This is a genomic window from Angelakisella massiliensis (assembly GCF_900104675.1).
Lineage (GTDB): Bacteria > Bacillota > Clostridia > Oscillospirales > Ruminococcaceae > Angelakisella > Angelakisella massiliensis.
The window spans coordinates 950,426-963,913 of record NZ_LT629945.1; the positions used below are offsets into that span (position 1 = coordinate 950,426).

Consider the following 13,488-nt stretch of genomic DNA (forward strand, 5'->3'; position numbering starts at 1 on the left):
CCGCCGCCTTGCTAATACCGGAATTCCGCTGCCGCCCTCGCAGACGCAAAGTCCGCTATGCTCCGGTCCCCTGTACGGGGACCATCCGCCCGCTCCCTTGCGTCTGCTTCTCCGGAAAAAGTCACGCTTGCTCCGGCTGCTCGGTTGTAAACGCCCTCCCGACGCCTCCGCTGCGCTAGCAACTTTTTCCGGGCGACGGTAATTTTTATTCGATGCGGAACCGGTATTCCGTTGCGCGGATAAGGTAAAATTCAAATCCGCCACGGGCGGATGGGGCTTGAGACAAAAGTGCGCGGACAGGACCTCTCCTCTGCAAACCGTCGGTTTCGCTCTCTTTAGGGGCGGCGCAGCTTAGCTGCGCCGCCATCAGACCGCACATTTGCGACACTACCTAAATTCCCTTTTTAATTTTAATTTCCCCCGCCCGAAAAAAGTTGCTAGCGCAGCGGAGGCGTCAGGAGGGCGCTTGTTACCCTAAAGGGCACAAGCAACCGAGCAGCCGAAGCAAGCGGGACTTTTTTCGGAGGAGCCGCCGCAAGGGAGTGGGTGAGGAATGCCCAATTCCTTAATTGGGCGTTCCGAGGGTAGCGGACTTTGCGGCGGCGAGCGGGCGGCTTTACCTCTGTCGGGATAGGAACAGAAAACATCCCTCCGCCCGTTCCCCTTAACACTAAAAGATACAAATCAAAACAGTGGCAGGCTGTTTGTGGGACTAACTAGATCGCTACAGCCTCAACTATGGGTTTCCAAAGGGACAAGTCCCTTTGGGCGTATCCCCCGTATCCCTTCATATTTTCACACCTGACACCAAAGGAGGTTCTTCCATGCAACGCCAAAGATACATTTATATTATGCTTTCCATGACCGGCACCAAATTTTCCCGATTCCTGCAGTTGTGCACCGGCAAGGAATACACCCATGTTTCCATTGCTATGGACCGTCAGCTGGGAGAGCTGTACAGCTTTGGACGGCGGAGCATGAACCTGCCCTTTATTGCCGGGCTGGTGCGGGAGAATCCAAAAGGGGGCGTCTTCGCCAAGTACCACACCCGCTGCCTCATTTATGAGGTGCCCGTTTCGGAGGAGGAATACCATGCCATCCGGGGACTGCTGCGAAACTTTTTCCGGGACTATGAGCGCTACCATTATAATTTTGTGGGACTGCCCTTCATCGCCCTGGGGATCCCCACAGAATGCCGGTACCACTTTGTCTGCTCTCAGTTTGTGGCTTATCTTTTGGACAAGTCCGGCGCTGTACAGTGGGATAAGGATTTCTCTCTGGTGCAGCCTGCCGACTTTACCCGACTGGAAAACAAACGGCAGATTTACCAGGGTTTTCTTTCCGATTATGCCCTCTCTGCCTGATTTTTATTCTCCCGCATATTTTTGCCCACATAAAACGGGAACCATTCCTCCAACTGTCTTTCTGACGGCCAGGGGAACGGCTCCCGCTTTTTGTTCTGAAAAATTGGTTTTAAGGGGAAACCACAGTCTGAGGGATTCCGGCATTTCCCCTTTTGCTTAAAGAAAAATCTTTTACTATGGGAAAGTTTGTGCCAGGGCTTTCGCCTTGTATTGACGAGGGGGGCGGCGGTTTATCGCCGCCCCCTTTGACCACCTTGGGCGGCCAGCTCACCCCAGAGGGCAGCGAACGGCTTTGTCCGGCTTTATCCAGGCGAATAGCGAGCGGGCGGTTTCGGTTCCGCCGTGACAGAAGCAGGGACTATCCCTCCAGCCCGTTCCCCTTAACACTGAAAGGTACCGGCCAAAACAGCGGCAGGCTCCTTTCCTTTTTTCCTTATAAATGAAAATCACTCCGCCCCCAAAAGGTTGGTAGCGCAGCGGAGGCGTCGGGAGGGCGTTTACCAACCGAGCAGCCGGAGCAAGCGGGACCTTTTGGGGAGAAGGAGCGGTGACGGAGCGGCCGAGGAATATCCAATTCTCAATTGGGTGTTCCGAGTGTAGCGCAGTCCACCGCGACGCGGGTTTCCAAAGGGACGAATCCCTTTGGGCGTACCCCCTCCCCGTAACTCCCCGTAGCCCTAGCAAAAGCTTCCACCCTGTATTGGGCCAGGTCCATCTTTCCCGTGGTCCTGATAGGTATGTACCTCACCAACCGCTGACATGGCCCCGCTGCATCGCCCCATAGAGACGCATGGTGATGCCCGGATGGGTTTTCTCCATCTCCAGCAGCCACTCTTTGGTCCACTGGCGGTTGGTTTTCTCATCCACCGGGCAGACGCTTTTGACCACCGGCAGATTATTGGTGCGGACCGCATGAAGTACATCCCGCTCCCGGGCGTAGATGAGGGGACGGATCACATGGAGATCCTTGCGGCTCATATAGGTCACCGGGGAAAAACAGCCGATCCGTCCTTCATTAAAGAGATTCATTACAAAGGTCTCCACCGCGTCATCCCCATGATGGCCCAGCGCCACCTTACTGCATCCCAGCTCCTTGGCCACATCGTGGAGGGCGCCCCGGCGCATCCGGGCGCAGAGGCTGCAAGGGTTCTCCTCCTGGCGCACCTGGAACACCACATGGCCGATATCGGTGCGGCGCACCTGATATTCCGCTTCATACTCCTCCGCCAATCGGACAATGGGGCTGTAATCGGTATTGACTCCTTCAAAGCCGGGGTCCAGCGTCACCCCGATCACCTGATAGTCGATGCCGATAAACTGCCGCAGGCGGCACAGTCCGGCAAAAAGCACCACCGAATCCTTTCCGCCGGAGATTCCCACCAGCACCCTGTCCCCGTCGGAGATCATCTGATAATCGGTGATGGCCTTACGCATCATTCCCAAGATCTGCTGCATGAACTATTTCCTTTCCTCCCCGCTTTCCAGGGGCTTCACATAGGCTTCCACCAGATGGATCAGCCGCCGGTCCATATTCACTTCCAGCGCTACTCCGTCGGGGGTATATTCCCGGCTGTACACCTTGCCGTCCCGGGTGATCCTCGCTTCCAGCTCCCCGGCGCTGTAGGGCAGCAGCAGCCGCACCCGCAGATGGGTCCGGGGCAGCGCGTCCGCCACAGCTTTTAACAGCTGTTCCAGGCCACGGCCCTCCCGTGCGGAAATGGCCACCGCCTTCATCCCCGCCAGATCCGGAGGCGTGGGGAGAAGGTCGCATTTATTCAGTACCGTAATGACAGGGGTGTGCTCCGCTCCCAGCTCCCGCAGGAGGGACCGGGTGACGGAGAGCTGTTCCTCCATCTCACTGCTGGTGGCGTCGCAGACATTCAGCACCAAATCGGCGGACGCCGCTTCCTCCAGGGTGGACTTAAATGCCTCCACCAGATGATGGGGCAGCCGCCGCACCAGTCCTACCGTATCCACCAGCATCACCCTGCGGCCGTCCGGCAGCTCCAGTGCCCGGGAGGTGGGGTCCAGGGTGGCAAAAAGCTTATCCTCCGCCAGCACTCCCGCCTGGGTAAGGGTATTGAGGAGGGTGGATTTGCCTACATTGGTATAGCCAACAATGGCTACTGTGATAACATTGTCCTTTTTCCGCCGCTGGCGCAGCCGCTCCCGCCGCTGGGTCAGTTCCTTTAACTGAGCTTCCAGGGCCGTGATCTGACGGCGGATATGACGGCGGTCCACTTCCAGCTGGGCTTCACCGCCGCCTCTTCGGGCGCCGCCGCCGCCACCGCCACCGCCGCCCTGACGGGACAATTGCACACCCCGGCCTGCCAGACGGGGCAGCTGATACCGCAGCTGAGCCAGACGGACCTGGAGCTTGCCTTCACTGGTGACAGCCCGCCGGGCAAAGATATTGAGGATGAGCATGGTGCGGTCGATCACCGGACAGTCGCAGATATCCTCAATGTTCCGCAGCTGGGCGGGGGACAGCTCATGGTCAAAAATGATCACATCTGCTTCCAAGGCCCGTACCTGCTCTGCCAGCTCCCGCAGACGTCCCAGCCCCATGCAGGTGCCCGGCTCCAGCTCTCCCCGGACCTGGGTGGCGATACCCACCACATCCAGCTCCGCTGAATCCGCCAGTTCCCGCAGTTCCTCCATGGAAATGGCCATATCATATTCGCCGGTATCCACACCGGCCAGTACCGCCCTCTCCCGACGGCCTTCCTCTTGGGTATTGAAGGTCATGCCTGTTTTGATGCCTCCCTTTTATTTTCACCGGGAACTCCTTGCCCCGGTCCTGTCTCTATTATTTCCCGCTTTTTGCTTCCATTTCTCCGGCGGAATCGCTTTGCTCCTGTCAGTGGCGCAGCGCCTTCTTCATCTCCACCACAAAGTCATAGGGCACCTCCAGGTTCCCATAGCCGGTCATCAGCTCCAGCCCGGGTTTGAAAGCACCGTGAAAATCACTGCCTCCGGAAGAGAGGCATCCCCGCTGCCGGGCGATCTCCTCAGCGGTATTCCGCCAGTGGTCATCAAACTCACTGTACCGGGTCTCCAGGCCGTCCGCTCCCAGATCCAGGGTGTCCAGACAGAGGCGGACGCAGGCATCGGGGTCCTTGGAGATCTGATGGAGGTGGGCCACAAAAGCAAGGCCTCCCGCCTGGTGGATGGCGTCAATGCACTCCTCCGGCGGCACCACCTGCCGGGCCACATAGCCGGGCTTGCCCTTGGACATATAGTTCTGGAACACTTCCTTCATATTGCTGCCGTAGCCCGCCCGGATGAGTACATCCGCCACATGGGCCCGGGTGAGGGAAGTACCCTGAAAATCCCGGAAGGTCTCTTCTGAAACAGGGAAGCCCGCCTCTTCCAACTGCCGGAGCATCTGCCGGTTCCGCCGATCCCGCATCTGCTGCATCTTCTGGCAAACCCTTTGAAGGGCCTGGCTGTGGGGGTCCACAAACAACCCTACAATATGAAGATTCCGCCCCTCCAGCTGGGAGGAGAACTCCAGTCCGGGAATCACTTCCAGCCCAATTTTCCGGCCATGAGCCAAGGCCCGCTCCACCCCGTCCACGGTGTCGTGATCGGTAACGGCCAGAGCCGAAAGACCCTTTTGGGCTCCCAGCTCCACCAGCTGTTCGGGGGTGAGGGAACCATCGGAAAAACAGGTATGGGCATGCAGATCCGCAAATTTCATCAGGTGCTCCTTTTCTGCCTCTGGGCCATTATTGAGCGCTACCCATCGGCAACACCGATTTTACCATACATTCGGGTAAAATTCCATGGGATGCCGCTGTTGACGGGGACGCTTTTTCTGCTTTATACTGAAAAGGACAGGTGGAAAGAATATCACTGCCAATAAAGAGGGTATCCGCTGCCGGAAGAATGATTCAGGCGCAGAATAATATACCATCTTTTTGCGCAGCTCCCCTGAGCATGACTGAAGAGAACCGGAATACCGGCAAACACAAACTGACCGCAACCGCCCCATGGCGGAAGGTCCATGGCGAAAAAGGAGGAACCATGGCAATACTGATGGAAAAATCCCCTGACCAGTCCCGGGCTGAGCAGGTACACATTATTATGAAGAGCGACATCAACGGCGCGGGACGTCTCTTCGGCGGACGGCTGATGGAGTGGATCGACGTGGTGGCAGGAGTAGTAGCCAGACGCCACTGCAACCACAATGTCACCACTGCCTGTATCGACAACCTGGTGTTCAAAGCCGCCGCCTACTGCGGCAATGTGGTGGTGCTGAAGGGCCAGGTCACCTTTGTGGGCAGCACCTCCATGGAGGTTCGGGTAGATACCTTCGCCGAAGCTCTGGACGGCACCCAGGAGATGATCAACCGGGCTTATCTGGTGATGGTTGCCCTGGATGAAAATGACAAGCCTACCGCAGTCCCCCCGCTGCGGCTGGATACACCGGAACAGCGGGAGGAATGGGCCGCAGGGCAGCGCCGGAATGATCTGCGTCGGGAACGGCGCAGACTGGACTATTGACGACGGCGGAGGACAGCTTTTTGAGGGATGAGACGAGAAAAATTTTTTCTCCTTTCCGTGAGGAAAAGCCTTTAGGTCAGTTGAAGACGAAGTTCTGAGCTGAAATGAGCCTTCCATGGATCTATTCCCTCAACAAAAGGACAGCAAAAATATGGTTTCCAACCGGGCGGCGGCAGATAAACTGCCGCCGCATGAGCATACCGAAAAAGCGCGGCACACTTCCACGGGAGATTAGGTATCTTTTAGATCTGAATTTGATCTCTGATGAAACTAGATTCGATACCCCTTTAATTTCCTGTATCTGCTTCCATTGGCTTTTCCAAAGAGGTGGGGGGCGGCGGTTTATCCGCCGCCCCCTTTGGCCGCCTTGGGCGGCCAGCTCCACACCAAAGCAGCGAGTGGATTGTCCGGCTTTACCCGGACAACCGGCGAGCGGGCGGTATCATCTATGCCGGGACAGGATCAGAAACCATCCCTCCAGCCCGTTCCCCCTAACACTAAAAAGTACCAACCAAAACAGCGGCAGGCACTTTCCCGGACTAACCCTCTCGCTGCTGCCCCAACAACGGGTTTCCAAAGGGACGAGTCCCTTTGGGCGCATCCCTTAGCACAAACTTTCGGCTATCTCCCATTCAAGCGAGAATCAACATCCTGTCATCAGCAAAAAGAAGGGGACCTTTTCCCAAGAGAAAAGGTCCCCTTCTTTTCATTTCTGATCCTGTACTGTTATAACAGCGGATTTTTACCGGTAGAGAAGCACCCGGATAACGCCATCGATGGCGCGGATGCGGTCCGCCAGGGCGTCTCCCACCTGTCCGGCCACATCGATCATGGTATAGGCCATTTCGCCCCGGCTCTTGTTGGTGAGGTTTTCAATATTGATGCCCTCTGCCGAAAGGACCTGGGAGATACCGGAGATCATGGCGGGGATATTCTGGTGGAGCACACCGATCCGGGTTCCGGCACTGCGGGGCATGGAGACATCGGGGAAGTTGACCGAATGGGTAATGTTGCCGTTTTCCAGGTAATCCATCAGCTCTTTGGCGGCCATGGAAGCGCAATTGTCCTCGGATTCCGGGGTGGACGCTCCCAGGTGGGGGATGGCCAGAATACCGGGATGGCCCAGCAGCTTTTCATTGGGGAAGTCAGTGACATAACAGGTAACCTGGCGGCTTTCCAGGGCAGCCAGCATATCCTCATTGTTTACCAGCTCTCCCCGGGCAAAGTTGAGCACACGGACACCGGGGCGCATCATGGCAAAGGCGTCGGCATCCAGCATCTCCTTGGTGCTGGCATTGAGCGGCAGGTGGAGGGTGAGGAAGTCGCTGCCGCTGTAGACCTCTTTGAGGGTGGCGGCATGATGGACAGCGCTGGACAGGCCCCAGGCGGCATCCACCGACAGATAGGGATCGTAGCCGTAGACCTCCATTCCCAGCTGGACGGCGGCATTGGCCACCATTACGCCGATGGCCCCCAGGCCGATGACGCCCAAACGCTTACCCAGCAGCTCGGGGCCGGTATAGGCGCTCTTGCCTTTTTCCACCAGCTTGGGCACCTGATCCCCCTGGTCAGCGATGGTCTGGACCCAGGTCATAGCAGGGTAAACCTTCCGGGCGGAAAGGAGCAGCCCCAGAATGGTCAGCTCTTTGACGGCGTTGGCGTTGGCGCCGGGAGTATTGAAAACCACAATACCTTCTTTGCTGCACCGGTCCAGAGGAATGTTGTTCACTCCCGCTCCAGCCCGGGCAATCGCCTTGAGGTTGGCGGGAAATTCCATATCGTGAAGGGCAGCGGAACGGACCATGATGCCGTCCGGATCGGCGATCTCATCACCGCAGAGATATTTTGTTTTATCAAAAGCGTCCATACCCACAGGGCTGATCTTGTTGAGGGTCTTGATTCCATACATCTTTCATCCACTCCTGTCTGAACCGGGCCAATAAAACACGGCCTTTGCCGCTTTATCAAAGCGTGCAGAGCCGATGCCCGATGAAAAAAATCATTTCTTTGCACCGCAGCCGGCGGAAAGAAGCCCTCTCCGCCGGCTGCCGGTTTGCTGTTTTCAAGGTTGTCAGGTAAAAGCGCCCGCTTTCCGGCCTTATGGGCAGGAAGGGGCAGCAGGGGAAAGGCATCTGTCATCGCCTGACCCAAAAGGAACTTGTTCAGCCGTTTTTCGCTTCAAATTCCTTCATAAAGGCCACCAGCGCTTCCACACCCTCCCTGGGCATGGCGTTATAGATGGAGGCTCTCATACCGCCAACGGAACGGTGACCCTTCAGGTTCAACAGTCCCGCGGCTGCGGCTTCAGCCACAAACTTCTTATCCAGCTCCGGGTCCCCTGTAACAAAGGTGACATTCATCAGAGAACGGCAATCGGGACGGACGCTGTTTTTGAACAGCTTGGAATGATCCAGAAAATCATAGAGGATGGCGGCCTTTTCCTTGTTTTTCTCATAAATGGCATCCACACCGCCCAAGCCCTTGAGCCACTGGAGCACCAGGCCCACCATATAGATGGAATAGCAGGGGGGCGTATTGTACATGGAGCCGTTATCCGCCATCACCTTGTAATCCAGCATGGTGGGAGTGTCGGGCCGGGCCTTGCCCAGCAGATCCTCCCGGACGATGACGATGGTCACACCAGCAGGGCCCAGGTTCTTCTGAGCGCCGGCGAACAGCAGACCAAACTTGGTCACATCCAGAGGCGCGCTGAGGATGCAGGAAGAAATATCCGCCACCAGAGGCACATTTCCCGTCTCAGGGGGAGCCTGAAACACGGTGCCATAGATGGTGTTGTTATAACAGATGTAGAAATAATCCGCCTGGGGGTCCACCTTTTCAGGGTCAGGCTGGGGAATATAGGAGTAGGTGTCCGCCTCACTGGAGGCCACCACATTTACCTTGCCGTATTTGGCTGCTTCCTTGGCGGCTTTCTTGGCAAACTGACCGGTAACCATATAGTCCGCTTTGCCGGAACCATTCATCAGGTTCATTGGCACCGCCGCGAATTGGGTGGAAGCACCCCCCTGCAGGAACAGCACCTTGTAGTTGTCAGGAATGCCCATCAGCTCACGGAGGTCCGCTTCGCACCGGGCGATAATGGCTTCATAGTCCTTTGAACGATGGCTCATCTCCATCACCGACTGTCCGGATGAACCGTATTCCACCAACTCTCTGGCCGCTTGTTCCAGCACCGCAAGGGGCAGCTGGGAAGGACCGGGGGAAAAATTATACGCTCTTGCCATACTTCGTACCTCCTGTTTCATCAGATTTTGAAATGACAGCCCGCCTGAAAACCGTTGACGCGTGAAAAAAGCGTTTTTGCGGCTTTATCAGAGTAAAGCTGTAAATTCCATTATAAGTCATGACGAATTTTTGTCAATAAATAAAACAACCAAACTTTCCCTGTGGAAAGAAAGCGATTTTCTAACATGCGGTCAAATGTACGTCATTAAAAGACAATTTTCAGGGGATTTTGTCCTTCTCTCAGCAATTTTCCCTTAAAAAGCCTGAAGCACCAAATCAAAGGCCAGATGCAGTCCCGCTTCCAGGCTGTCTATTCTCAGCCATTCCTCCCGGGTATGGGCGCCGCCCCCAATATAGCAGCCGGTACAGGCGCTGGGAATGCCCATGGAAAGGGGAATATTGCAGTCGGTGGAGCCGCTTTTCAGCCGCAGCTCCTGATCGCTCCAGCGGCGGGTGGCGGCACAGATCTGCTCCACCAGAGCCTGCTGGGCGGCGGGGTCCACAGGGCCCATGGTGGGACGCTCACCCACCAGCTGCACCTCCACAGTCACGCCCTTGGTCTGCCAGGCGGCGATGAGCGCCTGGAAATGCCGCTCCATGATCTCCAGATCCTCCCGGCAGTCGGAACGAAATTCATAAAGCATCTCCGCCTGCTGGGCAATGGTGTTCACCGAGGTTCCTCCCTTGATGACCCCCACGTTGAAGGTGGTCCGGCCTCCCTGGGGCACCTTGACCGCATAAAGAGCGTCAATGAGGGACGCCATGACGGCGATGGCGTTGCGGTTGCCGAAATCCCCATAGGAATGGCCTCCCTCGGTGCGGATCTCCACTCGGTACCGACGGGAACCCACCGCCCGGTTGATAATGCCGCCGGTGCCTCCGTCAAAGGAAATCACCTGCCGGGTGCGCTTACCGTAATCGGCCATCAGTTGCCGGGAACCTTTGAGATTTCCCAAGCCCTCCTCTCCGGAGTTGGCCACAAACAGTACGCCGCCCTCCCGGGGCACAAGACCCCGCTGCAGCACAAATTTGGCAGCCATCAGCAGGGCTGTCAGATTGGCGGTATCATCCCCCACGCCAGGAGCCCGGAGGATATTTCCATCCCGGACAACCGGCAGGAGATCGGTGTCCGGAAAAACCACATCAGTATGGGCCATAAAGATGCTGACAGGGCCTTCTTTCCAGTTGCCTACGGGGCAGATGACGTTGAGCGCCGGGTCCACCAGCACCTCTGAGGCTCCCTGCTGACGGAGCCAGCTGCGGCAGAATTCCACCCGCTTTTCTTCCTGATTGGAAGGGGCGGGAATAGCCGCCAGGGTGGTGAGCAATTCCAGAGCCTCTCCGCTGTGATCCTGGATATATTGGGAAATTTCCTGATTCAGTTCCATGATGGATCTCCTTTCTTTTATTGGATAGCGTGTCAAACCAATTGAATCCAGTGTTATCTTTTCAACCGTCAGGCATGGCAAACAAAATTTTATGGAGGCAGGAAAATGCTGTCTGGGGAACCTGTCATCCATGGGGAATTTCTTTTTTTAGTTTCCAAAATCCCATTGGGGGAATGTGGGGGCGGCGGTTTACCCGCCGCCCCCTTTGGCCGCCTTGGGCGGCCAGCTTCCCCAGCAAAAAAGCGAGCGGCTTTGTCCGGCTTTACCCGGACGAATAGCGAGCGGGCGATTCTGCCTCTGCCAGGACAGGGGCAGAATCCATCCCTCCATCCGTTCCCCTTAACACTAAAAGGTACAGACCAAAACTGTGGCAGGCTACTTTCCTTTTTTCCTTATAAAATGAAAATCACTCCCACCCCCAAAAGGTTGGTAGCGCAGCGGAGGCGTCGTGAGGGCGCTTGCTGCCCCAAAGGGCACAGGCAACCGAGCAGCCGAAGCAAGCGTGACCTTTTGGGGAGAAGGAGCGGTGACGGAGCGGCCAAGGAATGCCCAATTCTTAATTGGGTGTTCCGAGAGCAGCGCAGTCCACCGCGACGCGGGTTTCCAAAGGGACGAGTCCCTTTGGGCGCATCCCCCGTGACACCAGCTTCCGCCCAGCAGCCATCCAGGACAGAGAGCAAAGCCCCGCAGAAAGCAGCCGACAGCCTTGTACGTTCCCATTATAATGCCGCTGGAGCTCTTTTCGCAAGGACGGAAATTTTCCACAGCGAAAGGCTCCTTGTGTGGAAAACCATTCTGGATTATGCTACAATAGGATAAAAAGGGCCGCCATGGGAGGGGACCCGATGAATGGGGGCAATACCCCGGAACATCACACCACAAAGGAGCGTGCAAGGAAATGGACTATCAAAAACTCCAAAACGGCAGCGATATCCGGGGCGTGGCCCTGGAGGGGATTGCCGGCGAACCAGTGAACCTGACCCCAGTCCAGGCGAAGGAAATCGCCCGGGCTTTTGTTCTGTGGCTGAGCAAAAAAACCGGACGTCCGGCGCAGGAGCTGCGGATTGCCGTGGGACGGGATTCCCGCCTGAGCGGACCTGCTCTGGAGGAGGGGGTGCTGGAAGGGCTGACCGCACAGGGGGCTTGCGCCTTCCGCTGCGCCATGGCCTCCACTCCCGCCATGTTCATGTCCACTGTACTGCCGGGGTTTACCTTTGACGGTTCAGTGATGATTACTGCCAGCCATCTGCCCTGGAACCGCAACGGCCTGAAATTCTTCACCGCTGACGGCGGGCTGGAAAAGGGGGATATCACTCAGCTGCTTACTCTTTGCCAGGAGGGGCTGCCCGCCGGGGAAAAGACCGGTACCATCACCTCCTGTGATTTGATGCCCGCTTATGCCGCCCATCTGCGGGAAGTGATCCGTAAAGGCATCAACGATCCTGACCATCCCGACAAGCCTCTCACCGGCTTCAAGATCGCCGTGGATGCGGGAAATGGAGCAGGCGGTTTCTTCCCCCGGATGGTGCTGGAGCCTTTGGGTGCTGACACCTCCGCCAGCGTCTATCTGGAACCGGACGGTCATTTTCCCAACCACATCCCCAACCCGGAAAACAAGGAAGCTATGGATTCCATCCGTCGGGCGGTGCTGGAAGGCGGCTGTGATCTGGGCATCATTTTTGACACCGATGTGGACCGCGCGGGAGCGGTGGACCGGGATGGGGAAGAGCTGTCCCGGAACCGTCTGATTGGCCTGATGGCGGCTATTGTGGCGGAAGACGCTCCCGGTTCGGTGATCGTCACCGATTCCGTTACCTCGGCGGAACTGAAAACCTTCATTGAAGAGGACCTGGGCTGTGTCCATCATCGGTTCAAGCGGGGATACAAAAATGTTATCAATGAGGCCATCCGCCTCAATAAGGAGGGAAAGGTGAGCCTGCTGGCCATGGAAACCTCCGGCCATGGCGCACTGAAGGAAAATTATTTCCTGGACGACGGCGCTTATCTCTCGGCTAAAATCATCATCAAGGCTGCCCGCCTCCGTCGGGAAGGCCGCACAGTAGGCCAGCTGCTGGAAAAGCTGGGAGAGCCCCTGGAGGCCAAAGAATTCCGGATGAAAATCTCTCTGCCGGATTTCAAGGCTTACGGCGCTCAGGTGCTGGCCGATCTGGAACAATACGCCAAAGGCCGGGAGGACTGGGTACCTGCTCCTGACAATCATGAAGGCTTCCGGGCCTCCATTCCCGCCTCCAAAGGATGGTTCCTGCTGCGGATGTCCCTCCACGATCCCCTCATGCCCCTGAATATTGAAAGTAATCTCCCTGGCGGTGTGGATGCTATCGTAGAGCAGCTTAAAGAGTTTCTCCAGAACTACCCTGGCCTGGACCTGTCGGTGCTGGAGAAAAAAGGCTGACTGACGCGGAGGGGAAGGTGGCTACGGGGGATGCGGCCAAAGGGACTCGTCCCTTTGGAATCCCATTGCCCCGGCAATCACGATCTGGTTAGTCAAAGAGAGTGCCTACCGCTGTTTTAGCCTGTACTTTTTAGTGTTAAGGGGAACGGGCGGAGGGAGAGTTTCTGCTCCTGTGTTGGTATAGGCAGTGCCACCCGCTCGCCGGTTGTCCGGGTAAAGCCGGACAATCCACTCGCTGCTCTGGGCGGGGGATAATTTCCATTTAATAAGGAAAAAAGATTGTGGCCGCCTTGGGCGGCCACAGGGGGCGGCGGATAAACCGTCGCCCCCCCAGTCTGTCAAAAATCTTTTCAAACCACAGACAAAGTCAGGGCCCCCGGCTAAGCCGGGGGCTTGGGGTAGCCTTGGAAGGGCACCATGTCGGCAAAACCTCTCAAGAGGCACTGAACGATCTGCCACTTGAATCATTTGCCTTGCAGCCCGTAAACGGGCACTTACACACTAATTCAACCCTTATGTATAAGAAAAGCATTCTTATTCTTTTCTCGCTGCGTTCAATGCTTGAATC

Annotated in this window: 9 protein-coding genes; 3 read left to right on the plus strand and 6 right to left on the minus strand. The window is 56.8% G+C overall.

The genetic code is table 11. The features are described from left to right. The first annotated feature begins 824 nt into the window (after nt 1-824). Nucleotides 825-1,364 carry a hypothetical protein gene (locus BQ5383_RS09855; RefSeq protein ID WP_071431578.1) on the plus strand — a complete coding sequence of 180 codons (540 nt, stop codon included), beginning with the start codon at nt 825-827 and terminating at the stop codon, nt 1,362-1,364. Between the two features lie 744 nt (nt 1,365-2,108). Here the strand turns inward: BQ5383_RS09855 and BQ5383_RS09860 are convergent. The 3 genes from BQ5383_RS09860 to BQ5383_RS09870 form a co-directional block, all read right to left on the minus strand. Next, nucleotides 2,109-2,819: a tRNA 2-thiocytidine biosynthesis TtcA family protein gene (locus BQ5383_RS09860; protein WP_071431580.1), complete on the minus strand. Its 711-nt coding sequence runs from the start codon at nt 2,817-2,819 to the stop codon at nt 2,109-2,111. A 3-nt stretch (nt 2,820-2,822) separates the two neighbouring features. Beyond that, entirely contained in the window at nt 2,823-4,112 is a 1,290-nt protein-coding gene (hflX, locus tag BQ5383_RS09865) for a GTPase HflX (RefSeq protein WP_071431582.1), read from the minus strand. Between the two features lie 112 nt (nt 4,113-4,224). After that, nucleotides 4,225-5,067 carry a PHP domain-containing protein gene (locus BQ5383_RS09870; RefSeq protein ID WP_071431584.1) on the minus strand — a complete coding sequence of 281 codons (843 nt, stop codon included), beginning with the start codon at nt 5,065-5,067 and terminating at the stop codon, nt 4,225-4,227. Nucleotides 5,068-5,393: 326 nt separating this feature from the next. Between BQ5383_RS09870 and BQ5383_RS09875 the strand changes: the two genes are divergently transcribed. Continuing rightward, nucleotides 5,394-5,873: an acyl-CoA thioesterase gene (locus BQ5383_RS09875; protein WP_071435007.1), complete on the plus strand. Its 480-nt coding sequence runs from the start codon at nt 5,394-5,396 to the stop codon at nt 5,871-5,873. A 742-nt stretch (nt 5,874-6,615) separates the two neighbouring features. Here BQ5383_RS09875 and BQ5383_RS09880 read toward each other — a convergent pair. From BQ5383_RS09880 to BQ5383_RS09890, 3 genes are all read right to left on the minus strand, one after another. Then, on the minus strand, nt 6,616-7,782 hold the full coding sequence (locus BQ5383_RS09880) for a phosphoglycerate dehydrogenase (RefSeq protein WP_071431586.1): 1,167 nt from the start codon (nt 7,780-7,782) through the stop codon (nt 6,616-6,618). A gap of 253 nt (nt 7,783-8,035) precedes the next feature. Further along, nucleotides 8,036-9,118: a 3-phosphoserine/phosphohydroxythreonine transaminase gene (gene serC, locus BQ5383_RS09885; RefSeq protein ID WP_071431588.1), complete on the minus strand. Its 1,083-nt coding sequence runs from the start codon at nt 9,116-9,118 to the stop codon at nt 8,036-8,038. A gap of 255 nt (nt 9,119-9,373) precedes the next feature. Beyond that, nucleotides 9,374-10,507 (minus strand): M20/M25/M40 family metallo-hydrolase, encoded by a 1,134-nt coding sequence (locus BQ5383_RS09890; protein ID WP_071431590.1) that lies wholly within the window; start codon nt 10,505-10,507, stop codon nt 9,374-9,376. Between the two features lie 898 nt (nt 10,508-11,405). Here BQ5383_RS09890 and BQ5383_RS09900 point away from each other — a divergent pair. Continuing rightward, nucleotides 11,406-12,920, plus strand: coding sequence for a phosphohexomutase domain-containing protein (locus tag BQ5383_RS09900; RefSeq protein WP_071431594.1), 1,515 nt, complete (start codon nt 11,406-11,408; stop codon nt 12,918-12,920). Nucleotides 12,921-13,488: the final 568 nt, after the last annotated feature.